Origin of the sequence: Pseudomonas sp. CIP-10, assembly GCF_020911845.1 — a bacterium.
GTDB lineage: Bacteria > Pseudomonadota > Gammaproteobacteria > Pseudomonadales > Pseudomonadaceae > Aquipseudomonas > Aquipseudomonas alloputida.
The window spans coordinates 5,376,930-5,401,221 of record NZ_CP087160.1 but is presented as its reverse complement, the minus strand read 5'-3'; the positions used below and the strand labels follow the sequence as shown (position 1 = coordinate 5,401,221).

25 protein-coding genes are annotated in these 24,292 nt (G+C 62.7%); 11 read left to right on the top strand and 14 right to left on the bottom strand.

Annotated elements, in window-relative coordinates; translation table 11 throughout:
• The 4 genes from livM (at position 1) to LMH93_RS24375 (ending at position 4,245) form a co-directional block, all read left to right on the top strand.
• Positions 1-1,302 (top strand): high-affinity branched-chain amino acid ABC transporter permease LivM, encoded by a 1,302-nt coding sequence (livM, locus tag LMH93_RS24390; RefSeq protein WP_003249592.1) that lies wholly within the window; start codon positions 1-3, stop codon positions 1,300-1,302.
• Positions 1,299-2,174 carry an ATP-binding cassette domain-containing protein gene (locus LMH93_RS24385; RefSeq protein WP_003249594.1) on the top strand — a complete coding sequence of 292 codons (876 nt, stop codon included), beginning with the start codon at positions 1,299-1,301 and terminating at the stop codon, positions 2,172-2,174. The genes livM and LMH93_RS24385 overlap by 4 nt, the downstream gene beginning before the upstream one ends.
• Positions 2,171-2,887 carry an ABC transporter ATP-binding protein gene (locus tag LMH93_RS24380; RefSeq protein ID WP_004576969.1) on the top strand — a complete coding sequence of 239 codons (717 nt, stop codon included), beginning with the start codon at positions 2,171-2,173 and terminating at the stop codon, positions 2,885-2,887. Before LMH93_RS24385 ends, LMH93_RS24380 begins: the two co-directional genes overlap by 4 nt.
• Before the next feature lie 593 nt (positions 2,888-3,480).
• Positions 3,481-4,245 (top strand): SDR family oxidoreductase, encoded by a 765-nt coding sequence (locus LMH93_RS24375; protein ID WP_003249597.1) that lies wholly within the window; start codon positions 3,481-3,483, stop codon positions 4,243-4,245.
• 49 nt (positions 4,246-4,294) lie between these two features.
• Here the strand turns inward: LMH93_RS24375 and LMH93_RS24370 are convergent, their stop codons facing one another.
• From LMH93_RS24370 to LMH93_RS24355, 4 genes are all read right to left on the bottom strand, one after another.
• Positions 4,295-4,543, bottom strand: a complete 249-nt coding sequence (locus LMH93_RS24370; RefSeq protein WP_010955465.1) for a hypothetical protein — start codon at positions 4,541-4,543, stop codon at positions 4,295-4,297.
• A 105-nt stretch (positions 4,544-4,648) separates the two neighbouring features.
• Positions 4,649-5,749 (bottom strand): AGE family epimerase/isomerase, encoded by a 1,101-nt coding sequence (locus LMH93_RS24365; protein ID WP_230064694.1) that lies wholly within the window; start codon positions 5,747-5,749, stop codon positions 4,649-4,651.
• A 52-nt stretch (positions 5,750-5,801) separates the two neighbouring features.
• The gene (locus tag LMH93_RS24360) at positions 5,802-6,437 is read right to left on the bottom strand and encodes a TetR family transcriptional regulator (protein WP_003249603.1); all 636 of its coding nucleotides are present in this window, start codon (positions 6,435-6,437) and stop codon (positions 5,802-5,804) included.
• 122 nt (positions 6,438-6,559) lie between these two features.
• On the bottom strand, positions 6,560-7,057 hold the full coding sequence (locus tag LMH93_RS24355) for a phage infection protein (protein WP_230064693.1): 498 nt from the start codon (positions 7,055-7,057) through the stop codon (positions 6,560-6,562).
• Between the two features lie 340 nt (positions 7,058-7,397).
• Between LMH93_RS24355 and LMH93_RS24350 the strand changes: the two genes are divergently transcribed.
• Positions 7,398-9,464 (top strand): AsmA family protein, encoded by a 2,067-nt coding sequence (locus LMH93_RS24350; RefSeq protein ID WP_060545173.1) that lies wholly within the window; start codon positions 7,398-7,400, stop codon positions 9,462-9,464.
• A gap of 38 nt (positions 9,465-9,502) precedes the next feature.
• On the opposite strand, the gene LMH93_RS24345 is transcribed toward LMH93_RS24350, so the two are convergent.
• Both LMH93_RS24345 and osmE read right to left on the bottom strand, forming a co-directional pair.
• On the bottom strand, positions 9,503-10,033 hold the full coding sequence (locus tag LMH93_RS24345; RefSeq protein WP_004576962.1) for a ferritin-like domain-containing protein: 531 nt from the start codon (positions 10,031-10,033) through the stop codon (positions 9,503-9,505).
• Between the two features lie 43 nt (positions 10,034-10,076).
• Positions 10,077-10,418 carry an osmotically-inducible lipoprotein OsmE gene (osmE, locus tag LMH93_RS24340; RefSeq protein WP_004576961.1) on the bottom strand — a complete coding sequence of 114 codons (342 nt, stop codon included), beginning with the start codon at positions 10,416-10,418 and terminating at the stop codon, positions 10,077-10,079.
• 123 nt (positions 10,419-10,541) lie between these two features.
• Between osmE and LMH93_RS24335 the strand changes: the two genes are divergently transcribed.
• A complete protein-coding gene (locus tag LMH93_RS24335) occupies positions 10,542-11,432 on the top strand; it encodes an esterase/lipase family protein (RefSeq protein WP_003249615.1) in 891 nt (296 codons plus the stop codon).
• A gap of 1 nt (position 11,433) precedes the next feature.
• On the opposite strand, the gene LMH93_RS24330 is transcribed toward LMH93_RS24335, so the two are convergent.
• On the bottom strand, positions 11,434-12,315 hold the full coding sequence (locus LMH93_RS24330) for a DMT family transporter (protein WP_004576960.1): 882 nt from the start codon (positions 12,313-12,315) through the stop codon (positions 11,434-11,436).
• 224 nt (positions 12,316-12,539) lie between these two features.
• On the opposite strand from LMH93_RS24330, the gene LMH93_RS24325 reads away from it, so the two are divergent.
• The 3 genes from LMH93_RS24325 (at position 12,540) to LMH93_RS24315 (ending at position 14,756) form a co-directional block, all read left to right on the top strand.
• Positions 12,540-13,328, top strand: a complete 789-nt coding sequence (locus tag LMH93_RS24325; RefSeq protein WP_003249619.1) for an AraC family transcriptional regulator — start codon at positions 12,540-12,542, stop codon at positions 13,326-13,328.
• 63 nt (positions 13,329-13,391) lie between these two features.
• A complete protein-coding gene (locus tag LMH93_RS24320; protein WP_003249621.1) occupies positions 13,392-13,679 on the top strand; it encodes a PsiF family protein in 288 nt (95 codons plus the stop codon).
• A 69-nt stretch (positions 13,680-13,748) separates the two neighbouring features.
• The gene (locus LMH93_RS24315) at positions 13,749-14,756 is read left to right on the top strand and encodes an AI-2E family transporter (protein ID WP_003249623.1); all 1,008 of its coding nucleotides are present in this window, start codon (positions 13,749-13,751) and stop codon (positions 14,754-14,756) included.
• 351 nt (positions 14,757-15,107) lie between these two features.
• Here the strand turns inward: LMH93_RS24315 and LMH93_RS24310 are convergent, their stop codons facing one another.
• Complete coding sequence (locus LMH93_RS24310) at positions 15,108-16,379, bottom strand: Hsp70 family protein (RefSeq protein WP_003249625.1); 1,272 nt, start codon at positions 16,377-16,379, stop codon at positions 15,108-15,110.
• Between the two features lie 164 nt (positions 16,380-16,543).
• Between LMH93_RS24310 and cbpA the strand changes: the two genes are divergently transcribed.
• Both cbpA and LMH93_RS24300 read left to right on the top strand, forming a co-directional pair.
• Positions 16,544-17,503 carry a curved DNA-binding protein gene (cbpA, locus tag LMH93_RS24305; RefSeq protein WP_003249627.1) on the top strand — a complete coding sequence of 320 codons (960 nt, stop codon included), beginning with the start codon at positions 16,544-16,546 and terminating at the stop codon, positions 17,501-17,503.
• 2 nt (positions 17,504-17,505) lie between these two features.
• Entirely contained in the window at positions 17,506-17,811 is a 306-nt protein-coding gene (locus LMH93_RS24300) for a chaperone modulator CbpM (RefSeq protein ID WP_003249630.1), read from the top strand.
• A gap of 143 nt (positions 17,812-17,954) precedes the next feature.
• On the opposite strand, the gene LMH93_RS24295 is transcribed toward LMH93_RS24300, so the two are convergent.
• The 6 genes from LMH93_RS24295 to urtA form a co-directional block, all read right to left on the bottom strand.
• Positions 17,955-18,470 carry a GNAT family N-acetyltransferase gene (locus LMH93_RS24295; protein WP_003249631.1) on the bottom strand — a complete coding sequence of 172 codons (516 nt, stop codon included), beginning with the start codon at positions 18,468-18,470 and terminating at the stop codon, positions 17,955-17,957.
• A gap of 31 nt (positions 18,471-18,501) precedes the next feature.
• Positions 18,502-19,200, bottom strand: a complete 699-nt coding sequence (gene urtE, locus LMH93_RS24290) for an urea ABC transporter ATP-binding subunit UrtE (protein WP_230064692.1) — start codon at positions 19,198-19,200, stop codon at positions 18,502-18,504.
• Between the two features lie 154 nt (positions 19,201-19,354).
• Positions 19,355-20,212: an urea ABC transporter ATP-binding protein UrtD gene (gene urtD / locus LMH93_RS24285; RefSeq protein ID WP_010955450.1), complete on the bottom strand. Its 858-nt coding sequence runs from the start codon at positions 20,210-20,212 to the stop codon at positions 19,355-19,357.
• Positions 20,209-21,288, bottom strand: a complete 1,080-nt coding sequence (gene urtC / locus LMH93_RS24280; RefSeq protein WP_230064691.1) for an urea ABC transporter permease subunit UrtC — start codon at positions 21,286-21,288, stop codon at positions 20,209-20,211. Before urtC ends, urtD begins: the two co-directional genes overlap by 4 nt.
• On the bottom strand, positions 21,288-22,775 hold the full coding sequence (urtB, locus tag LMH93_RS24275) for an urea ABC transporter permease subunit UrtB (protein ID WP_003249640.1): 1,488 nt from the start codon (positions 22,773-22,775) through the stop codon (positions 21,288-21,290). Before urtB ends, urtC begins: the two co-directional genes overlap by 1 nt.
• A 140-nt stretch (positions 22,776-22,915) precedes the next feature.
• Positions 22,916-24,181 carry an urea ABC transporter substrate-binding protein gene (urtA, locus tag LMH93_RS24270; RefSeq protein ID WP_003249642.1) on the bottom strand — a complete coding sequence of 422 codons (1,266 nt, stop codon included), beginning with the start codon at positions 24,179-24,181 and terminating at the stop codon, positions 22,916-22,918.
• Between the last annotated feature and the right edge of the window lie 111 nt (positions 24,182-24,292).

Here is a 24,292-nt window from a genome sequence, read left to right as displayed (position 1 = left end):
ATGTCGATTGCCAAAATTGCCTCTGCCTCTGAAACCAAAGGTTTCGATATCAAGCGCAGCCTGCTCGAGACCATCGTTGCCGGCTTGCTGGCGCTGATTGTCTTCGGCCCGATCGTCGGCGTGGTGCTCGACGGTTATACCTTCAACGCCGAACCTCGTCGGGTTGCCTGGCTGGTCGGCGGGGTGATGCTCGGGCGTTTCCTGCTCAGCCTGTACGTGCAGACCGCTGCCGGGCGGCGCATGCTCGAGGGCTTCGACAGTGGCGGCTCGGGCGTGCATGTGCGCGCGCCGAACTATGTGTCGCGGCTACGCTACATCATCCCGGCGCTGGTGGTGATTGCCATCGTCTTCCCGATTTTCGCCAACAAGTACCTGCTGACTGTGGTCATTCTTGGCCTGATCTACGTACTGCTGGGCCTGGGCCTGAACATCGTGGTGGGCCTGGCCGGCCTGCTCGACCTGGGTTATGTAGCGTTCTACGCCATCGGTGCCTACGGCCTGGCGCTGGGGTACCAATACCTTGGCCTGGGCTTCTGGAGCGTGCTGCCGCTGGCGGCCATCGCGGCGGCGTTGGCGGGGTGCATCCTGGGCTTCCCGGTGCTCCGGATGCACGGTGACTACCTGGCGATCGTGACCCTGGGCTTTGGCGAAATCATTCGCCTGGTGCTGAACAACTGGCTGTCGTTCACCGGTGGCCCCAACGGCATGCCGGCGCCATCGCCAACCTTCTTCGGCCTGGAGTTCGGCCGCCGCGCCAAGGACGGTGGGGTGCCGATCCATGAGTTCTTCGGCTTCGAATACAACGCCAACCTCAAGTTCGTGTTCATCTATGCGGTGCTGTTCATGGTCGTGCTGGCGGTGCTGTACATCAAGCACCGCCTGACCCGCATGCCGGTCGGCCGGGCCTGGGAAGCGCTGCGCGAAGACGAGATCGCTTGCCGTTCGATGGGCCTGAACCACGTATTGGTCAAGCTCTCGGCGTTTACCCTTGGCGCCTCTACCGCCGGCCTGGCCGGGGTGTTCTTTGCCACCTACCAGGGTTTCGTCAACCCGTCTTCATTCACCTTCTTCGAGTCGGCGTTGATCCTCGCCATTGTCGTACTGGGGGGTATGGGCTCGACCGTGGGCGTGGTCATTGCGGCGTTCGTGCTGACCGTGGCGCCAGAGCTGCTGCGCAGCTTCTCCGAATACCGGGTGCTGCTGTTCGGCGTGCTGATGGTGCTGATGATGATCTGGCGACCGCGTGGGCTGATCCGCATCAGCCGTACCGGTGTGACCCCGCGTAAAGGAGTGGCGCCATGAGCGACGATATCATTCTCTCGGTCGACAACCTGATGATGCAGTTCGGTGGCATCAAGGCGCTCAGCGATGTCAGCCTGAAGGTCCGGCGCAACCAGATCTTCGCCCTGATCGGCCCCAATGGCGCCGGCAAGACTACGGTGTTCAACTGCCTGACCGGCTTTTACAAGGCCAGTGGCGGGCGCATCGAGCTGAACGTGCGCGGCAGCCATACCAACGTGATCCAGCTGCTCGGTGAGCGCTTCCAGCCGGCCGACTTCGTTTCGCCTGCGCGCTTTGCCAACCGCATGTACTACAAGATGTTCGGCGGTACCCATTTGGTCAACCGCGCCGGCCTGGCACGCACCTTCCAGAACATCCGGCTGTTCAAGGAAATGTCGGTGGTGGAGAACCTGCTGGTGGCGCAGCACATGTGGGTCAACCGAAACCTGCTGGCAGGTGTGTTCAACACCAAGGCCTATCGCAAGGCGGAGAGCGATGCGCTGGACCACGCCTTCTACTGGCTGGAAGTGGTCGACCTGGTCGATTGTGCCAACCGCTTGGCCGGCGAACTGTCGTACGGCCAGCAGCGCCGCCTGGAAATTGCCCGGGCCATGTGCACGCGGCCGAAGATCATCTGCCTGGACGAACCGGCGGCGGGCCTGAACCCGCAGGAAACCGAAGCACTCAGCCGCATGATCCGTGTGCTGCGTGACGAGCACGACATCACTGTGGTGCTGATTGAGCACGACATGGGCATGGTCATGAGCATCTCCGACCATATCGTGGTGCTGGACCACGGCAATGTGATTGCCGAAGGTGCGCCGCAGGACATCCGCCACAACCCGACGGTGATTGCCGCCTACCTGGGTGCAGACGAAGAGGAACTGGTATGAGTGCACCCATTCTCGAGCTGAAAGACCTGGACGTGTTCTATGGGCCGATCCAGGCACTGAAGAAAGTCTCGATGCACATCAACGAGGGCGAGACGGTAAGCCTGATCGGCGCCAACGGTGCCGGCAAGTCGACCCTGCTGATGTCGATTTTCGGCCAGCCGCGGGCGGCATCCGGGCATATCGTGTACCGCGGCACCGACATTACCCGCAAATCCTCGCACTACATCGCCTCCAACGGCATTGCCCAGTCGCCGGAGGGGCGCCGGGTGTTTCCCGACATGACCGTCGAGGAAAACCTGATGATGGGTACCATCCCCATCGGCGACAAGCATGCCGACGAAGACATGCAGCGCATGTATGAGCTGTTCCCGCGGTTGAAGGAGCGGCGTAACCAGCGGGCCATGACCATGTCGGGTGGCGAGCAGCAAATGCTGGCGATTGCCCGGGCGCTGATGAGCCGGCCGAAGTTGCTGCTGCTGGACGAGCCCTCGTTGGGGCTGGCGCCGATTGTGGTCAAGCAGATTTTCTCGACCCTGCGAGAACTGGCCAAGACCGGGATGACCATCTTCCTCGTGGAACAGAACGCCAACCATGCGCTGAAACTGTCGGACCGGGCCTATGTGATGGTCAACGGGCAGATTCGCATGACCGGGACCGGGCAGGAACTGTTGGTCAATGAGGAAGTGCGTAACGCTTATCTGGGCGGGCACTGAGTTGTATGCAGGGGCTGCAATGCAGCCCCCTTCTCAATGTGGAAAACTTGTCGTTCCCTTCTCCCGAAACACACCCATATTCCTTCGCAAGCCATTGTTTCCACAGGCCAACTCTTTTCCACGGATAGTGTGGAGCCGCCTGTGGAAAACATGGTGGCATATCGCTCAAGCCCTTGAGTATCAAGCCCTGTAGCGATTTGATCATTTTTTGTTCATATCCCCGTTGTGGATGATTTCCCCAAGCGTTCAAAATCTCTGCGTGCACTTGAAGTGTCGCGATAATCCTGTGGATAACTCTGTGTAAAAACCTTGGACAGACCGCTGCAGGCGGCATGTTTGAAAGCCTTGCGCCATCACCGCCAAGATATCCACCGACCACAACCCGCTGAAAGGGTTCCGTGCGGTGGACAAGTTGCCCCCAATCTGTGGGGAAAGCCTTGTGGATAACATGCGTATACCTGGCGGCGAGCCCTCTGCCGCAAGGGTTTGCAGAATATGAACAAAAAATGAACAGCCCCTGAACGGCTTGCTGCCAAGGCCAGGCGCGGGCATGCTGCAAAGCTGCCATGACAACCTACCGTGAGGAACACAGCATGACGTCCACCGTATTCATCACTGGCGCGACTTCCGGTTTCGGCGAGGCCACTGCCCGCCGCTTCGCAGAAGCCGGCTGGAAGCTGGTACTCACTGGGCGCCGCAAAGAGCGCCTGGACGCCCTGTGCGCTGAACTGTCGGCCAAGACCGAAGTGCATGGCCTGGTGCTGGACGTGCGTGACCGCAAAGCCATGGAGCAGGCTATTGCCAATCTGCCGGCCGGCTTTGAAAAGATTCGCGGTCTGGTCAACAACGCCGGCTTGGCGCTGGGTGTGGATGCTGCGCAGAACTGCAGCCTGGACGACTGGGAAACCATGGTCGACACCAACATCAAGGGCCTGATGTACACCACTCGCCTGCTGCTGCCACGGCTCATCGCCCATGGCCGCGGCGCGTCGATCCTGAACGTCGGGTCGGTGGCGGGCAACTACCCGTACCCGGGCAGCAACGTGTATGGCGGCACCAAGGCCTTCGTCGGCCAGTTCTCGCTGAGCCTGCGTTGCGACCTGCGCGGTACCGGTGTGCGTGTGAGCAACATCGAGCCGGGTCTGTGCGAGAGCGAGTTCTCGCTGGTGCGCTTCGGGGGTGACCAGGCCAAGTACGATGCTACCTACGCGGGTGCGGAGCCGATCCAGCCACAGGATATTGCCGAGACCATCTTCTGGATCCTCAACCAGCCGGCGCACATCAATATCAACAGCCTGGAACTGATGCCGGTGAGCCAGGACTGGGCAGGGTTCTCGATCGACCGATCAAAAGGCTAAGCATACGCCGCGAACCGGAAAGACCCGGTTCGCGAAACAACCGCATCGCTCAGTTGATATAGCTAAAGCCGGTTCTGCCTTCAGGGATGATGCCTAACGCTTGAAGGACATCGTTGATCGCGTCATGCCGGCCCATGTCCTCGGCCGTTGCTTCGCAATTGATGACACGGCGCAGGCTTAGCAGGTAGCTGAGTTTGCCATGGGAGTGCTCGTCATAGCGGTGGCCGTGATCGATTATCTTCTGTGCCGCTCGGTTGATCTGCTCTTCGACAAATGCCTTGAAGGCTTCTGCTTCCATGTTGGTTACTCCTGAACGTTCGAGAAAGAAGCACCAACATAGGCGTGGGGAGATGCTTCCGGCAGAGGGAAACGCTCACCCCTGACAGGTTCGTTGTATGGACAGTCAGAGGTTCGCCTGATTCAGCCCTTCCAGGCAGGTAGCCAAGTGATAAGGCGTGGTCGATGGCATGTCATCCCTGCTCACCGCGCCGTCACCCCCTCGGCACTCATACCAGCCGGCGTCACGCAGGAACCGCGCTGAAAGGGCGCCCAACTGCCCCGCGAGCTTTGCTTCACTGCCTTCACGCAATGTAAGCGCCCGCAGGTACTCGGCCTGCGCCCAGATACGCTGGGAGGCATCAAGCACCCGGCCATCCACATTCAGCATGGCCAGTACGGCCGCATCCTTCACCCCGAATTGCTCGGCAAAGCCGAAGGCCCGGTCTATCGACGCATGCAGCGGCGTGTCACGCAGCAGCGGGGAGGTATGCAGCAGATAGAACCACTCGAACTGGTGCCCAGGCTCGAACCAGTTATCCACAGCCCCGTGTGGCTTTTCCAGCATCAGGCCATGGACCGGTTCAATGAAATGCGCCTCGAGCGCCTGGCACAATTGCAGCAGCGACTGGCGGACATGTTCGTCGCCACGCACTGCCAGTACTTGCAGGAACGCTTCGGCCAGGTGCATCTGCGGGTTCTGCAGCGGGCCACTGCCGAGGTCGGCCCAGTCTTCGCCCAGGCAGGCTTCGTACAGGCCATCGTCACGGGCGAACTGCTGGTCGATGATGTCCAGCGCGGCATTCAACGTGGACTCCACCAGGCTTTCGCGCACTTTGCCCCAGTAGTGCGCGCAGGCGAACACGATGAAGGCGTGGGTATACAGGTCCTTACGCCGGTCCAGCGGCTTGCCTTGGGCGTCGATGCTGTAGAACCAGCCACCGTGCTCGGCATCGTGGAAGTGCTTTTGCAGCGAGCGAAACAGGGCTGCGGCACGCTCCGCAGCTCCCGGTTGCCCGATACGGCTGCTGAACACATACAGCTGGCGTGCACAGGCCATGGCGCGGTAGCGCTGCACCGGCAACGGATGGTGCTGGGCGTCCAGCGCTTCGTAGGGCAGAGCCATGTCGGCGTTCCAGCCCGGGCCTTGCCACAGCGGCACGATGCGTTCGGCGAAGTGCTGGTTGAAGCGGGCCAGTTCGGGCAGGGTGGGGCGGGGGTCGGACATTTCGGCGCTCGTCGCTGTCGGGCAGGGCGCCATGGTAGCAGAAGTGGGGTTTTCAGTAGCCTGGGTTGCCGAGCCCCTGCCAATGCCGCGCCCCGACAAAGATGAAGCGCAACTGCTGGGTGATCTTTTCCTGGGGCGTCAGGGCCTGTGGATAACCCGCTTCCGGGTTGTCGATAAGCTCGGGCAGGGTGGCGAACACGGTCTTCACCACCAGGTCGGCCATCACCGCAAGTGCGGCGCTGTCCAGGTGTTGCCAGCGCTTCATCCGAGCAAGGTCGGTGGCAAGGTCGTCGCTGATATCCTGGCGCAGGCGGGCAATGGCCTGGCGCACGGCCTGCGCACCGCCGTATTGCTCGCGGGCCAGGAACAGGAACTGCGCGCGGTGGGCGGCGACCACGTCGAGGAAGATGCGCACCGAGGCGTCGGTGATGCCGCCCAGTTCGAATTCGTTCTGGCGCACCAGGCGGATGGTCTGGCGGAAGGTGGTGTCGATTTCGGCGACAAGGGCCAGGCCCAGAGCGTCCATGTCGGAGAAATGCCGATAGAAGCCGGTCGGCACGATGCCAGCTGTCTTCGCCACTTCGCGCAGGCTGATACTGCCGAAACCACGGCCACTCTCCATGAGCAGGCAGGCGGCATCGAGCAGGGCCTGGCGGGTCTGTAGCTTCTGTTCGGCGCGCGGCAGCATGATGCGGGCTTCTGTAACGGTCAGGCTGGGCACTCTAGATAAAAAAACAAAGCCCGGTCAATGGACCGGGCCTGGAGGGGAGCAAGCGTTGTGACAGAAGTTGTTCTTTTCGGCCATGGCGATCAGCTCACACGGCTGAGTTCAACCAGGCGATCCGAGCCACCTTCGGCAACGCGGCCAGAACGTTCGATCAGGCGATCAGAGCCACCTTCGGCAACGCGGCCAGAACGTTCGATCAGGCGATCAGAGCCACCTTCGGCAACGCGGCCAGAACGTTCGATCAGGCGATCGGAGCCACCTTCGGCAACGCGGCCAGTACGTTCGATCAGGCGATCGGAGCCACCTTCGGCAACGCGGCCAGAACGTTCGATCAGGCGATCGGAGCCACCTTCGGCAACACGGCCAGAACGTTCGATCAGGCGATCAGCGCCACCTTCGGCAACACGGCCAGAACGTTCGATCAGGCGATCGGAGCCGCCTTCAGCGACGGTTTTCAGCGGCTGGGCGATTTCGGCAGCGCTGGAGCGCGCTTCGGACGTCAGGTGTTGCTCGGACGCCGGCAGGGCGAAAGCGTTGGCGGCCAGAAGGGACAGGGTCAGGGTCAGCAGATGGCGTTTCATGATTTCGGTGCTCCTCTCGGGGGCTGGAAAGTGGGTACGAAGCCAATGCTACGCCGCGTAACGCCAGAGAGAAGTTCATACGGGTAATGGTAACAATCGACCATATTGATAGAGGTTTTCAGGGCGTCTATTCCGGCCATTGCGGCCATGCAGGCAATCCCCTTGCCCGGTTGGCGGTGGGTAACATGTGCAGTCTGGTAAGACAAATTTCTGAGCAAGAGGCCAGGAAAAACTTCGCTATCATGGCGCCACCGATAAAACCTCACGGGTTTTCATCAGTCGGAGTTATTGAGGCCATCGCTGCGCCTGTTTTCTGTCATGCCGCAAGGAGAAATACGCAATGACGCGTCCCGCCAGAATCCTCGTCTGGACCCTCGCCAGCCTGCTTACCGTGCTGGCGATCCTGGTGGTAGTGATTGCCACCTTCGACTGGAACCGCGTCAAGCCACTGCTCAACGAGAAGGTCTCCGAAGCCTTGCATCGGCCCTTCGCGATCAACGGCAACCTCGCCGTGCACTGGCGTACCGAGCCCGAAGAGGGCGGTTGGCGTGCCTGGGTGCCTTGGCCGCACTTCATTGCCGAAGACCTGACGCTGGGCAACCCCGAGTGGCTCAAGGAGCCGAAGATGGTCGGCCTTGAGCGCGTGGAGTTTCGCCTGGCGCCGCTACCGCTGGTGTTCCAGCAGATCAGCATACCCCGCATCAACCTCACCAAGCCCACTGCCAGCCTCACTCGCCTGGCCGATGGCCGCGCCAACTGGGTCTTCGACTTCGGCCCCAAGGATGAAAACGCTGAACCTTCCAAATGGCAGCTGGACATCGGCGCCATCGGCTTTGACCAAGGCAACGTCAGCTTCGACGACCAGACCCTCAAAACCAGCATGAAGGTGCAGATTGACCCGCTTGGCAAGCCAATCCCGTTCAGTGAGATTGTCGGCAAGGCCAGCGCCGAGAAGGCCGGCGGTGCGCAGGACTATGCCTTCGGCCTCAAGGCCCAGGGCCGCTACAAAGGCCAGCCAGTGTCCGGCACCGGCAAGATCGGCGGCCTGCTGGCCCTGCAGGACGCCAGCCAGCCGTTCCCGCTGCAGGCCGACGTGCGCATCGCCGACACCCATGTGGTGCTCGCCGGCACCCTCACCGACCCGCGCAACCTTGGTGCCCTCGACCTGCGCCTGCGTTTGTCGGGTGCCAGCCTGGGCAACCTCTACCCATTGACCGGCGTCACCTTGCCTGACACCCCGGCCTATTCCACCGACGGCCGCCTAAGCGCCAACCTGCAGGCCGCGCAAGGGGCGTCGTTCAATTACCAGGGCTTCAACGGCAAGATCGGCGACAGCGATATCCATGGGGACCTGGCCTTCGTTGCCAGCCAGCCACGGCCCAGACTGTCCGGCAACCTGGTATCGAACCAGTTGCTGTTCAAGGACCTGGCGCCGCTGATCGGTGCCGACTCCAATGCCGAACAGAAGGCCCGCGGCGGTGCCAGCAAGCAGCCTGCAGGCAAGGTGCTGCCAGTGGAGGCGTTTCGCACCGAGCGTTGGCGGGCAATGGACGCTGATGTCACCTTTGCTGGCAAGCGCATCGTGCACAGCGCGCAACTGCCGTTCACTGACCTGTCGGCCCATGTGGTGCTCGAAGACGGCCTGTTACGCCTGGAGCCCCTGCGCTTTGGCGTGGCCGGCGGCAGCCTGGCCTCCAACATCCGCCTGGACGGGCGCAGCGTGCCCTTGCAGGGGCGCGCGAAGTTGACTGCGCGTGGCTTCAAGCTCAAGCAACTGTTCCCTACCTTCGCGCCAATGCAGACCAGCTTTGGTGAGCTCAATGGCGACGCCGACATCAGCGGCCGTGGCAACTCGGTAGCCGCCTTGCTGGGTACAGCCAATGGCGACTTGCGCATGCTGATCAACGATGGCGCCATCAGCCGCAGCCTGATGGAAATTGCCGGCTTGAACGTGGGCAACTATGTGGTCGGCAAGCTGTTTGGTGATGAGGACGTGAAGATCAACTGTGCGGCGGCCGATGTGGGCATCAAGGATGGCCTGGCGACTACGCGGCTGTTCATCTTCGATACCGAGAACGCGATCATCTACATCGACGGCACGGCGAATTTCGCTTCCGAGCAACTGGATTTGAACATCACCCCGGAATCGAAAGGGCTGCGGTTGTTCTCGCTGCGTTCACCCCTGTATGTGCGCGGACCGTTTGCCAAACCGAACGCCGGTGTGCAGGCATTGCCGCTGGCGTTGCGTGGCGCAGGCATGGTTGCGCTGGGTGTGGTGGCTGGGCCGGCGGCGGGGTTGCTGGCGCTGATTGCGCCCAGCAGCGGGGATGACCCGAACCAGTGCACACCGTTGTTGCAGCAGATGAAGGCAGGCAAGGCACCGGCAGCGGTGAAAGCGCGGAAATAGCAAGGGGCCGCAAAGCGGCCCCATGAGGGTGTCAGAAATCAAAGGCCTTGCAACAGGTCGGACATATCGTCCGCGTGCTCTTCTTCCTGCGCCAGGATGTCTTCGAAGATACGACGGGTAGTCGGGTCTTTATCCCCGATGTACTGAATGATCTCGCGGTAGCTGTCGATGGCAATCCGCTCTGCCACCAGGTCTTCCAGCACCATCTCTTTCAACGAATTGCCAGCCACGTACTGGGCATGCGAGTGCTTGGTCAGGTTGTCGGGGTTGAAGTCCGGCTCCCCGCCCAGTTGCACGATGCGTTCGGCCAGCTTGTCGGCATGTTCGGCTTCCTGGTTGGCATGTTCCAGAAACTCCTCGGCAGCCACACTGGCTTTGATGCCGCTGGCCATGAAGTAATGGCGCTTGTAGCGAAGAACACAGACCAGCTCGGTGGCCAGCGATTCATTAAGCAGGCGCAGGATCTGCTCACGGTCAGCGTGGTAACCCTCGGTCACCGCGCCCTGCTCCACATGCTGGCGTGCACGCTCGCGCAGGGTCTTCACATCGGTCAGTTCAACATTGCTCATGGGTTATCTCCAGCAGGGGTCAGGGTCAGGTTGGGGCGCAGGCTTACGCGCCATGCAGGGCGTCACTGTCCTCTTGGCGTTGCTTGCAGGTCTTGAAGCCTTTGGCATCGACATGGCCGGTGGCGTCGAAGCGCACGTAATAGGGCTGCTGCTTGCCGTCGCGGTTAAGGATGTAGTCGTTGCAGGTACCCCCATGCGGCAGGTCGATCACGTTCGACGGGCTGCCGCCAATGGCGATGACCTTCTGCATGGTCATACCGTTCTCCACCTGCTTGACCAGCGGCTCATCGCGGTAGGTGACGTAATCCACCGGGTTTTCCGGGCGGCTGCCGCAGGCGGCCAGGGTGGCGCTTGCCAGAAGGATTGCCAGGGTCTGCTTGTACATGGTCCCGCTCCTTGCAAAGGGTCTGTGTGGTTTTGAACCACAGCGCGCGCCAGGAGTTCGATTGCGATGGTCATGATGGCCGCTGTAGTGTTGGCCCGTCGTACACGCAAAGGAGCTGCGGCAATGCAGCAGGATTTGGCAACGCGATACCCGCTGGTGCTGGTGCCAGGCATGCTCGGGTTTGTCCGGATGGTGCTCTACCCCTACTGGTTCGGCATTGTGCCGGCCTTGCGCAAGGGCGGGGCGCAGGTGTTTCCGGTGCAGGTTTCGCCGCTGCATTCCAGCGAGGTGCGCGGCGAGCAGTTGCTGGCGATCATCGACGATATCTGCCAACGTACCGGCGTCGACAAGGTCAACCTCATCGGCCACAGCCAGGGCGCCCTGAGCGCGCGTTACGCAGCGGCCAAACGGCCGGAGCGGGTGGCGTCGGTCACCTCGGTGGCGGGGCCCAACCATGGCTCCGAGCTGGCCGACCACCTGGAACGCACGGCACCGGGCCATTCACCCCAGGGGCGCGTCCTCAAGGCCGTGCTGCATGGGTTTGCCGTGCTGCTGGTGTGGCTGGAAACCGGCTGGCGTCGTGACCCGCTGCCGGTAGATGTGCACGCCTCGCACCAGTCGCTGACCAGCGCCGGGGTGGCGCTGTTCAACCAGGCTTATCCACAGGGCCTGCCGCAAACCTGGGGTGGGGAAGGGGCCTATGAGGTCAATGGCGTCCGCTATTACTCCTGGTCCGGCACGTTGCAACCCGGCCTGACAGACCAGGGGCGCAACCGCTTTGACGGCAGCAGCCGCTTCTGCCGCCTGTTCGCACGCAGTTTCATCAAGGAAAAGGGCCATTGCGACGGCATGGTCGGGCGTTTCAGTTCGCACCTGGGGCAGGTGATCGGCGACGATTACCCGCTCGATCACCTGGACATCGTCAACCAGTCGCTCGGTGCCGTGGGCAAAGGCGCGGAGCCGGTGCGGCTGTTCACCGAACATGCCGCCCGGCTCAAGGCGGCGGGGCTTTAGCTCAAGTGCGTTGGCGGCGGATCGGCGTGGTCCAGCGTTCGGCCAGCACTACCCCGGCCAGGGTCAGCAAGCCGCCGACCAGGTGGTAACTGGCCAGTTGCTCATCGAGCACCACGGCGGCGATCAGCGCGGTGACCAGCGGCAGCAAGTTGAAGAACAGTGTGGTGCGGCTGGGCCCCAGGCGGTGCACGGCCTGCATCCACACCAGTGGCGCGATCATCGAGGCCAGTACGCAGGCATACAGGACCAGGCCGATGTTGTGGCTGTTCAGGCCGGTCTTGTCCGACAGCAAGAACAGCGGTAGCAACACGACGATGGCTACCAGAACCTGCAGGTACAGCAGCTGCATCGGCGGCAGGCGCAGCTGCCATTTCTTCAGCAGGAAGCTGTACAGCGCATAGGCCAATGTAGCCACCAGCATCAACAGGTCGCCGCTGTTCAGCCCATGCTGCAGCAGGCTGGCGGGGTGGCCGGCACTGACCACTTCAAGCACGCCAAAGAATGACACCACCGCGCCCAGCAGGGCACCGTAGCTCAGGCGCTGGCCCAGCCAGGCGATGGACAGCGCCAGTGACATCAGCGGCATCAGCGAGAGGATGATGCCCATATTGGTGGCACTGGTGATGCCGGCGGCGAAGTAGGCCAGGCTCTGGTACATCGCCATGCCCAGCACGCCGAGCACGAACACCTGGGTCAGGTGCGGGCGGATGGCTGCGCGGTTGCGCCACACGGCGGGCAGCATGAACGGCGTGAACAGCAAGGCGGCCAGCAACCAGCGGTAGAAACCGATCTCCGCAGGGTGGATGGCGCCGGCGGACATCTTGGTGACCACGGTGTTGCCGGCCCAGATGAGGATGGCGGTGAGAGGGAACAGGTAATTCATGTAGCGGGTCACTCATTGGGGCCTGGATTGGGGCTGCCTTGCCGCCCTCGCGGGCTTGCCCGTTCCCATGGGGATACACAGGCCTGGAGGCTGGCGCAGATCCTGTGGGAGCGGGCGAGCCCGCGAAGGCCTGCAAGGCAGGCCCTCGATAGGCCTGTATTATCGAATGTCTGTTAACAAGCCTATACTTCTATCCAGACAATCGACCCTGCAAAGCAGACAGCATGCCGCGCAAATACCTTGATATCCCCCAGTTCACCCAACTGCCGGCCTCGGTGTACTTCCGCCACGACGAGTTCGTTGCCGACACCCACAGCGCCGTGCACCAACACGGCTGGGGCCAACTGAACTACACCGCCCACGGCGTAATGCATCTGGATGTGGCCGGCCAGCGCTTCCTGTCGCCGCCGCACTACGCCGTTTGGGTGCCGCCCGACACCGAGCATGGCTGCTACAACCCCCAGGCCATCGTCTACCGTTCCATCTACCTCGACCGCAGCCTGTGCGCAGCGCTGCCATCGCACCCGTGCAGCCTGATGATCAGTGACATCCTCAAGGCTATCCTCGGTGACTTCGCCCGGCGCAATCTCAAGGTGGCCGAGGACGAGCGTGACCAGCGCCTGGTACAGGTACTGCTTGACCAGTTGCTGCTGGCGCCCACTCTGGCCTGCTACTTGCCGTTTGCCCACAGCGATGGCTTGCGCCAGGTGCTCGACGCGCTCAGCGCCGAGCCGGGGGACAACCGCCCGCTGGCCGACTGGGCCGCCCGCGTGCACGTCAGCGAACGCACCCTGGCCCGCCAGTTTCTGCGCGAGCTGGGCATCAGCTTTGGCGAATGGCGCCTGCGCCTGCGTTTTCTGCGTGCCATCGAAGCGCTGGAAGCCGGCCTGCCGATTCAGGCCATCGCCTTCGACCTTGGCTACAGCAGCGCTTCGGCGTTCATCGCCATGTTCCAGCGTCAGGCCCGGTGTACGCCCGAGCAGTACCGCCGGCAGGCGCGGGCGGGGCACTGAACATTCTTGGCTACACTCAGCTCGATCCCCGTGCATCGGGCGCGGAGCCAAGGAGACCACTCCATGAAAGTGCTGCAAATCCCGTTACTGGCCCTGGCGGTGTTGTTCAGTGCCCAAGGTTTCGCTGCCAATACCGCGCAGCAGGAAAAGATGAAAACCTGCAACGCTGACGCCACCGCCAAGGCCCTCAAGGGCGATGAACGCAAAGCGTTCATGAGCACCTGCCTGAAAAAGGATGTGCCACAAACCCAGCAAGACAAAATGAAGACCTGCAATGCTGACGCCACCACCAAAGCCCTGAAGGGGGACGAGCGCAAGGCCTTTATGAGCGATTGCCTGAAGAAGAAATGACCTGCGCCTATGCCTGCGCCGCCAAGGCTGGCAGACTGCGGCATTCCCGCTGTCTGCCGTCGAGGCTGTATGACCTTTACTCCCCGTCAGATCACCCTGGCCAGCCTGATCATCGTCATGGCTGGGCTGCTGCTGGCTTTGCCCCTGAAGTTGCTGCCCAGCCTGCTGGCCGGTCTGCTGGTGTTCGAACTGGTCAACATGCTGACCCCGCGCCTGCAGCCGCTGCTTGCTGGCCAACGCGCGCGCTGGCTGGCCGTGGCGCTGCTCGGCACGCTGGTGGTCAGCACCCTGACACTGCTGATTGCCGGTGCCTTCAGCTTCCTGCTGCACGAGGCGGAAAACCCCGGCGCCTCGCTGGACAAGTTCATGGCCTTGGTCGAGCGTGCTCGCGGTCAGCTGCCACCCTTCATCGAGGGCTACCTGCCTGCCAGTGCCGCAGAGTTCAAGGTGGCCATCGGTGACTGGATCAAGAGCCACCTGAGCGATTTGCAGCTGGTGGGCAAGGGTATGGCGCACATGTTCGTGACGATGCTGATCGGCATGATCCTCGGCGCCATCATCGCTTTGCAGCGTATTCCCGATATCTCCCGGCGCAAGCCCTTGGCGGCGGCGCTGTTCGAACGTCTTAGCCTGCTGGTGAAGGCGTTTCGCAACATCGTGTTCGCGCAAATCAAGATCTCGCTGCTCAACACGATCTTCACCGGCATTTTCCTGGCCGTGGTGATGCCACTGTTCGACGTGCACCTGCCGCTGACCAAGACGCTGATCGTGCTGACCTTCCTGCTGGGCTTGCTGCCGGTGATCGGCAACTTGATGTCCAACACCTTGATCACCATCGTCGGCCTGTCGCTGTCGATCTGGGTGGCGGCGGCGGCGCTGGGTTACCTGATCGTCATCCACAAGGTCGAGTACTTCCTCAACGCGCGGATCGTGGGTGGGCAGATCAGTGCCAAGGCGTGGGAATTGCTGCTGGCGATGCTGGTATTCGAGGCGGCGTTCGGGCTGCCCGGTGTCGTGGCGGGGCCCATCTACTATGCCTATCTGAAGAGTGAGCTGAAGCGGGCGGAGCTGGTCTGATCATGTAGTGGCCTGTACTGGCCCTTTCGCGGGTAAACCCGCTCCTACAGGGGCCTGTGGCCAATCACCGACGTGTGTCCCCCCGATCGGTGCGTAGGAGCGGGTTTACCCGCGAATGCGGTAGCGGCGGCAACGGTGAAAGGCGGGTGGAGATTGGCCAGCAGGGCCGGGCTCTTCGCGGGTAAACCCGCTCCTACAGGGGCCTGCGGCCAATCACCGACGTGTGTCCACCCCCGATCGGTGCGTAGGAGCGGGTTTACCCGCGAATGCGGTAGCGGCGGCAACGGTGAAAGGCGGGTGGAGATTGGCCAGCAGGGCCGGCCCGTTCGCGGCTACAGGCTAAACGACAAATCAGGCCGCGCCGTAACGCTTGCGCGCCTCGATGGCCAGCCCGCTACCAATGCTGCCAAAGATGTTGCCTTCCACATGCCGCGCATTCGGCAGCATCGCCGAAACACTGTTGCGCAGCGCCGGAATGCCGCTTGAACCACCGGTGAAGAACACCGTATCGACCTGGTCTTCGCTTACCCCAGCCTTGGCCAGCAGCTCGGTCACGCTACCGCGCACGCGCTCCAGCAGGCCTTCGATCGCCTCTTCGAACAGCGCGCGGGTCAGTTCCGCAGTCAGCTCGGGCTCTACGCGCCGCAGGTCGATGTGGCGGCTGTCATGCTCGGTCAGCTCGATCTTGCTGGCTTCTACTTCCATCGCCAGCCAGTGCCCAGCGCGCTGCTCGATCAGTTTGAACAGGCGATCGATGCCGAAGCTGTCCTCGATGTCATAGCGCATGCTACCCAGCGCCAACTGTGACTTCTGCGAATACAAGGCGTTGATGGTGTGCCAGGTGGCCAGGTTGAGGTGGTAGCTGGTCGGCATCAGCGCACCGCTCTTCATGCGGCTGCCATAGCCAAACAACGGCATCACGCCCTGAAGGCTCAGTTGCTTGTCGAAGTCGGTACCGCCAATGTGCACACCGCCCGTGGCGAGGATGTCGCTTTGGCGCTCGGCGACTCGATGGCGCTCGGGCGACAGGCGGATCAGGGTGAAGTCCGAGGTACCACCGCCGATGTCGACGATCAGCACCAGCTCTTCGCGGCTGATGCTCGACTCATAGTCGAAGGCTGCGGCAATCGGTTCGTACTGGAACGACACGTCCTTGAAGCCGATTTTGCGCGCCACTTCGGCCAAGGTGTCCTCGGCCTCCTGGTCGGCAGCCGGGTCTTCGTCGACGAAGAACACCGGGCGGCCCAGCACCACCTGGTCGAATTCACGGCCAGCGGCCGCTTCAGCGCGCTTCTTGAGCTCGCCGATGAACATGCCCAGCAGGTCCTTGAACGGCAGGGCGCTGCCCAGCACGCTGGTGTCGTGCTTGATCAGCTTCGAGCCCAGCAGGCTTTTCAGCGAGCGCATCAGGCGGCCTTCGTAGCCTTCCAGGTACTCGTGCAGCGCCAGGCGGCCATACACCGGGCGCCGCTCTTCGATATTGAAGAACACCACCGAGGGCAAGGTGATCTTGCCGTCTTCCAGGGCAATCAGCGACTCGACGCCAGGCCGGTGCCAACCGACCGTGGAGTTGGAGGTGCCAAAGTCGATGCCCAGGGCGCGGGCCGGGGATACGTCAGACATGGGAAATGGGCTTCCGGAGGCAAAACGGCCGCGCAGTGTATGCCAGTTGGCTACAGAATCAAGACCAGTCGTCTGCCTTGAGGCAAACCCAAGTCGGTCTTGAAAGGCTATGCTTGGCCCCTATCTTCAGTTGCAACACGCACATTCACATTGGTGATCCACAAATGGACTTCAAAGACTATTACAAGATACTCGGCGTAGAGCCCACTGCGGACGAAAAGGCGATCAAGGCCGCGTACCGCAAACTGGCGCGCAAGTATCACCCCGATGTCAGTAAGGAGCGCGACGCCGAGGAGAAATTCAAGGAGGCCAACGAGGCCTATGAGGTGCTGGGCGACGCGCAGAAACGTGCCGAGTTCGACGAAATCCGCAAGTACGGCGGCCAGCATGGTCGGCCGTTCCAGGCCCCACCGGGTTGGGAAAACCGTGGCGGTGGCGGCGGCTTCGAAGGCGGCGACTTCTCCGACTTCTTCAGCTCGATCTTCGGTGGGCGCAGTGCGGGTGGCAACCCCTTCGGTGGCGCCCGGCAGCAGCAACGCAGTGCCGGCAGGCGGGGGCAGGACGTGGAGCTTGAACTGGCAGTGTTCCTTGAAGAGACCCTGAGCAAGGAGTCCAAGCAGATCAGCTTCCAGGTGCCGCAAACCAATGCCATGGGCCAGCGCACCGGCTTCACCACCAAGACCTTGAACGTGAGGATTCCGGCTGGGGTGACCGACGGCGAGCGCATCCGCCTCAAGGGCCAGGGTGCGCCGGGCAGCGGTGGCGGGGCCAACGGTGACCTGTTCCTGACCATCCGCATGGCACCGCACCCGCTGTTCGATGTCGAAGGTCATGACCTGATCATCACTGTGCCGTTGGCACCGTGGGAGGCGGCCCTGGGCGCCAAGGTGGCGGTTCCGACCCTGGATGGCAAGATCAACCTGACCATCCGTCCTGACAGCCAGAGCGGCCAGCGCCTGCGTGTACCGGGCAAGGGCCTGGTCAACAAGCAGGGAGAGCGCGGCAACCTTTATGCGCAGCTCAAGGTGGTGATGCCGCCTGCGTCGGACGAATCTGCCCGCGAACTCTGGACCAAGCTTTCCGAGAAAGCTGCGTTCAACCCGAGGACACAATGGAGTAAGTGATCATGAGCAGCACCCTGATCGTTCAACTGGACATGCGTACCCTGTGTCAGGAAGCCGATGTCACGGCTGAATGCGTGATCGAAATCGTCGAACATGGCATTGTCGAACCTTCCGGGCGAACGCCGGAGGACTGGCTGTTTGACGATCAGGCGCCGCTGGTGACCAAACGAGCGGTGAAGCTGCACCAGGAGCTGGAACTGGAGTGGGAAGGGGTGGCGCTGGCGCTGGAGCTACTGCAGGAAGTGCAGCAGTTGCGCAGTGAGAACAACATGCTGAAGCAGCGGCTGGGCCGGTTTATTCAGATGTAGGTTCCCTTGCCGGCATCTGTGGGAGCGGCCTTGTGTCGCGATGGGCTGCGCAGCAGCCCCAGATCTGTGCTTCACCGCAACATTGCCAGGGCTGCTTTGCAGCCCGTTCGCGACCCAAGGCCGCTCCCACAATGGACCGTATTTCAGGTCGGTTCGGCGCCCGGGTTCAGCACCAGTTGCATGAAGGTCAGATCAAGCCAGCGGCCAAACTTTACCCCCACCTGCGGCATCTGGCCGGTCACCACGAAGCCCAGCCGCTCATGCAGGCGAACCGACGCCGCATTGCCACTCTCGATGGCCGCCACCATCACATGCTTGCCGCACCCCTTCGCACGCTCGATCAGCGCGGCCATCAACACCGGCCCCAATCCCTTGCCCCGTTGGTCGCCACGGACATACACCGAGTGCTCCACAGTCAGGCGAAAGCCCTCGAACGGCCGCCAGTCGCCAAACGAGGCATACCCCAGCACGCCCGTCTCATCTGTAGCTACCAAAATCGGGTAGCCCTGCTGCGCCCGCGCTTCAAACCAGGCCTGGCGGTTGCCGAGGTCCACCGGGGTTTCGTTCCAGATCGCCGTGGTGTTGAGCACCGCGTCGTTGTAGATGTCCAGTATGCCCGGCACATCGGTGGGCCGGGCATCGCGGATTTCGTAGCTCATGACAGCGTCTCGCAAGGTCGTTGCTCGCAGATTAAATGGTTACCAGCCCGCGTACACCTTCGGCTTGCATGTTTTCGCCGCGGCCGCGCTGGATGATTTCGCCGCGGGCCATGACCAGGTACTGGTCAGCCAGCGCTTCGGCAAAATCGTAGAACTGCTCCACCAGCAAAATTGCCATGTCGCCACGCTCGGCCAAGCGGCGGATGACCGCGCCGATCTCCTTGATCACCGACGGCTGGATGCCTTCGGTCGGCTCGTCGAGAATCAGCAGGCGTGGGCGGCTGGCCAGGGCGCGGCCGATGGCCAGCTGTTGCTGCTGGCCGCCAGACAGGTCGCCACCGCGGCGTTGTTTCATCTGCTCCAGCACTGGGAACAGCTCGTAGATGAAGGCCGGTACCTCGCGGGCTCCGCGGGCGGGGAAGCGCGACAGGCCCATCAGCAGGTTTTCCTCGACGGTCAGGCGCGGGAAGATCTCGCGGCCCTGGGGCACGTAGGCGATTCCGGCCTGCACCCGTTGCTGTGGTTTGAACGCGGTGATCGGCTTGCCTTCCCATTCGATGCTGCCGTCGCGGGCGGGCACCAGGCCCATCAGGCAGCGCAGCAAGGTGGTCTTGCCCACGCCGTTGCGGCCCAGCAGGCAGGTCACTTCGCCGACCTTGGCTTCGAAGGACAGGCCGCGCAGGATGTGGCTGCCGCCGTAGTACTGGTGCAGGGTGTCGATCTTGAGCATGTGAGAGTTCCTGAAAGGGATGCTGTGCCTAAGCCGGCCTTTTCGCGGGCAACCCCGCTCCTACGACGGGAACCGCCCCATGGCATTACGCCCCCTGTAGGAGCGGGTTTACCCGCGAAGAGGCCGGCACAGGCGCCAAAAATTTCAAATCCGGTCACCGGCCCAGATACACCTCGACCACCCGCTCATCTGCCTGCACCTGCTCCAGCGAGCCTTCCGCCAGCACGCTCCCCTGGTGCAGCACGGTCACATGGTCGGCAATGCTGCCGACGAAGCCCATGTCATGCTCCACCACCATCAGCGAATGCTTGCCAGCCAGGCCCTTGAACAGCTCGGCGGTAAATTCGGTCTCGGCATCGGTCATGCCGGCCACCGGTTCATCGAGCAGCAGCAGTTGCGGCTCCTGCACCAGCAGCATGCCGATCTCCAGAAACTGCTTCTGCCCATGCGACAGCAAGCCGGCCTGGCGCTGGGCCAGCGGCAGCAGGCGCAAGGTGGTCAGCACGTCCTCGATACGCTGGCGCTGGTCACCGCTCAGGCGCGCGGCCAGGCTGGCCCACACCGACTTGTCGGTCTTCAGCGCCAGTTCCAGGTTCTCGAACACGGTCAGCGCTTCGAACACTGTGGGCTTCTGGAACTTGCGGCCAATGCCGGCCTGGGCGATCTGGTATTCGCTCATGCGGGTCAGGTCGAGGGTATCGCCGAAGTAAGCCGTGCCGCTGTCGGGGCGGGTCTTGCCGGTGATTACGTCCATCATCGTGGTCTTGCCGGCGCCGTTGGGGCCGATGATGCAGCGCAGCTCGCCCACCCCGATGTACAGGTTCAGCGTGTTGAGCGCCTTGAAGCCATCGAAGCTGACGCTGATGTCTTCAAGGCTCAGCACCGTACCGTGGCGGGTGTCGAGGCCGGCCTTGCGGCTTTGGCCCAGGCCGATGGCATCGCGCCCGGCGCCGAGGTTGTCGAATACCGGTTCCAGCATGAACTCCGGGTGGACTGGGGGCACGCCTCTCATGGCTGGCTCCTTTTCTTCAACAGGCCGACCACGCCCTTGGGCAGGTACAGGGTAACGAGGATGAACAACGCGCCGAGGAAGAACAGCCAGAACTCGGGGAAGGCCACGGTGAACCAGCTTTTCATGCCGTTGACCAGGCCGGCACCGAGCAGCGGGCCGATCAACGTGCCGCGCCCGCCCAAGGCTACCCAGACGGCGGCTTCGATCGAGTTGGTCGGCGACATCTCGCTGGGGTTGATGATGCCCACCTGCGGTACGTACAGCGCACCGGCCAGGCCGCACAGCACGGCGCTCAGTACCCACACCAGCAGCTTGAAGCCGCGCGGGTCGTAGCCGCAGAACATCATGCGGTTTTCAGCGTCACGCACGGCGGTGAGCAGGCGGCCGAACTTGCTGCGGGTCAGGCGCCAGCACAGGTACAGGCTGGCCAGCAGCAGGCCCACGGTCAGCAGGAACAACACCGCGCGGGTGCCCTGGGCTGCAATGTCGAAGCCGAGGATGGTGCGGAAGCTGGTGAAGCCGTTGTTGCCACCGAAGCCGGTTTCGTTGCGGAAGAACAGCAGCATGCCGGCAAAGGTCAGGGCCTGGGTCATGATCGAGAAGTACACGCCTTTGATCCGCGAGCGGAAAGCGAACCAGCCGAACACCAGCGCCAGCAGCCCGGGCGCCAGCACCACCAGGCACAGGGCCCAGGCGAAATGCTGGGTACCGGCCCAGTACCAGGGCAGCTCGGTCCACGACAGGAATGTCATGAACCCGGGCAGGCCGTCGCCGGCGGCCTGCCGCATCAGGTACATGCCCATGGCATAGCCGCCCAGGGCGAAGAACAGGCCATGGCCCAGTGACAGCAGCCCGGCATAGCCCCAAACCAGGTCGAGGGCCAAGGCGACGATGGCGTAACAAAGAATCTTGCCGACCAGGGTCAGGGTGTAGGCCGACACGTGCAGGGTATGGTCTGCCGGCAGCAGTGAGCACAGTGGCATAGCCACCAGCAGCAGGACGACGACGGCACCGAGGGTAAGGGTCAGGCGTGGGCCGGCCTTTTGCGTAGCAGTGACAAGCAGTGGCTGGTTCATCAGTCGATTACCCGTCCCTTGAGGGCGAACAGGCCTTGCGGGCGTTTCTGGATGAACAGAATGATCAACGCAAGGATGAGGATCTTGCCGAGTACGGCACCGATCTGCGGCTCCAGCAGCTTGTTGGCGATGCCCAGGCCGAACGCGGCCCAGAGGCTACCGGCCAGTTGCCCGACGCCGCCGAGCACCACCACCAGGAATGAATCGATGATGTAGCTTTGGCCCAGGTCCGGGCCGACATTGCCCACCTGGCTCAAGGCCACGCCACCGAGCCCTGCGATGCCCGAGCCGAGGCCAAAGGCGAGCATGTCGACGCGCCCGGTGGACACGCCGCAGCAGGCGGCCATGTTGCGGTTCTGGGTGACTGCGCGCACGTTCAGGCCCAACCGGGTACGGTTGAGCAGCAGCCAGGTGAGCAGCACCACGGCCAGGGCGAAGCCGATGATGACCAGGCGGTTGTATGGCAGCACCAGGTTGGGCAGCAGCTGGATGCCGCCAGACAGCCAGGCTGGGTTGCTCACCTCGACGTTCTGCGCGCCGAACAGCAGGCGGATGGCCTGGATCAGGATCAGGCTGATGCCCCAGGTGGCCAGCAGGGTTTCCAGTGGCCGGCCGTACAGGTGGCGGATCACCGTGCGCTCCAGCGCCATGCCGACCCCGGCACTGACGGCGAACGCCACCGGCAGGGCAATCAGCGGGTAGAACTCGATGGCGCCTGGGGCGAAGCGCTGCAGCAGTACCTGGACCATGTAGGTGCTGTAGGCGCCGAGCATCAACATCTCGCCATGGGCCATGTTGATCACCCCAAGCAGGCCGAAGGTGATCGCAAGGCCCAGCGCTGCCAGCAGCAGGACCGAACCCAGCGACAGGCCGCTGAAGGCCTGGCCGAGCAGTTCGCCTACCAGCAGTTTGCGCTTGACCTGGGCCAGGCTCGTTTCGGCGGCTGTACGCACGCCCGGGTCTAGTTCTGCATCGGGCTGCAGCAGGGCTTCGAGGCGGGTGCGGGCCAGCGGGTCGCCGGTTTCACCCAGCAGGCGCACGGCGGCCAGGCGCACTGCGGGCTCGCTGGCGCCCAGTTGCAGGTTGGCCAGGGCCAGGCCGAGGGCGGCCTGTACAGCGGCGTCCGGCTCGGCGGCGAAGCGCCGGTCGAGGAAGGCCATTTGCGCGGGTTGTGCGCTTTTCTGTAATTGCTGGGCCGCGGCCAGGCGGGTGTCGCTGTTGTCGCTGAGCAACTGGTGGCTGGCCAGGGCGTTGTCGATCAGGCCGCGCAGGCGGTTGTTCAGGCGCACCTTGCGGGTGTCGTCGGCAGCGATGCGGCCTTGGCGCAGGTTTTCCAGCAGCGGCAGGCGCGCAGCATCGGGTTGTGCTGCCCAACCTTCGAGCAGGCGGCCTTGCTCGGCGGGCTTGGCGGTGAGAAAGAATTCGCCCTCGCTGGCGTGGGTTGCCAAGGGCATTAGCAGGAGAAGGGTGAGCAGGAGTCTGAGCATGCGGGCAATCCTGAAAATCGGTGTTGGATTCTTCGCGGGTGAACCCGCTCCTACACAGAGACGGTGCAAGGTTTGAAACCTGCGCGGTCCTTGTAGGAGCGGGTTCACTCGCGAATGGGCTGCAAAGCAGCCCCATGCACTCAGTTACCTTTCACGGCGTAATCTGGCCGCTTGTCATTGCCCGGAATGAACGGGCTCCAAGGCTGCGCCCTTAGCGGCTGCTCGGTTTCCCACACCACGCTGAACTGGCCGTCATCCTGAATCTCGCCGATCATCACCGGCTTGTGCAGGTGGTGGTTGGTCTTGTCCATGGTCAGGGTGAAGCCCGACGGCGCCTCGAAGCTCTGCCCGGCCAGTGCTTCGCGGACCTTGTCAACGTCAGTGGACTTGGCTTTCTCGACAGCCTGGGCCCACATGTGGATGCCCACGTAGGTGGCTTCCATGGGGTCGTTGGTCACGGCCTTGTCGGCACCCGGCAGGCCCTTGGCCTTGGCGTAGGCCTTCCAGTCGGCGACGAATTTCTGGTTGACCGGGTTATCCACCGATTCGAAGTAGTTCCATGCCGCCAGGTGGCCCACCAGCGGTTTGGTATCGATGCCGCGCAGTTCCTCCTCGCCCACCGAGAAGGCCACCACCGGCACGTCGGTGGCCTTCAGGCCCTGGTTGGCCAGTTCCTTGTAGAACGGCACGTTGGAGTCACCGTTGACTGTGGATATGACAGCGGTCTTGCCGCCGGCGGAGAACTTTTTGATGCTGGCGACAATGGTCTGGTAATCAGCGTGGCCAAAGGGCGTGTACACCTCTTCGATGTCCTTGTCGGCCACGCCTTTGCTGTGCAGGAATGCGCGCAGGATCTTGTTGGTGGTGCGCGGGTAGACGTAATCGGTGCCCAACAGGAAGAAGCGCTTGGCGCTGCCGCCGTCCTCGCTCATCAGGTATTCCACGGCCGGGATGGCCTGCTGGTTCGGGGCGGCGCCCGTGTAGAACACGTTCGGCGACATCTCTTCGCCCTCATACTGCACCGGGTAGAAAAGCAGGCCGTTGAGTTCTTCGAACACCGGTAGAACGGACTTGCGCGACACGGAGGTCCAGCAGCCGAACACCACGGCCACTTTGTCCTGGGTCAGCAGTTGGCGGCTCTTTTCAGCGAACAGCGGCCAGTTGGACGCCGGGTCGACCACCACCGGTTCCAGCATCTTGCCGTTCACGCCACCCTTGGCGTTGATCTGCTCGATGGTCATCAGCGCCATGTCCTTGAGCGATGTCTCGGAAATGGCCATGGTCCCGGAAAGCGAATGCAGGATACCGACCTTGATGGTCTCGGCGGCCTGGATACTCCAGCTCAGGCCCATCGCCGCAATCGATGCGCTGAGGGTAAGGGCCTTGATCAGACTGCGACGCTTCATGTGCTCTCTCCGCTGAGTTTTTTATGGTGTTGGGCAAGCGGGGAGGGCGTTGCAAGGGGTGTGCCTAGTGGCAAAAGGTACGGTTTAGAGGGGCTGTGCGAGGTGTTGGGG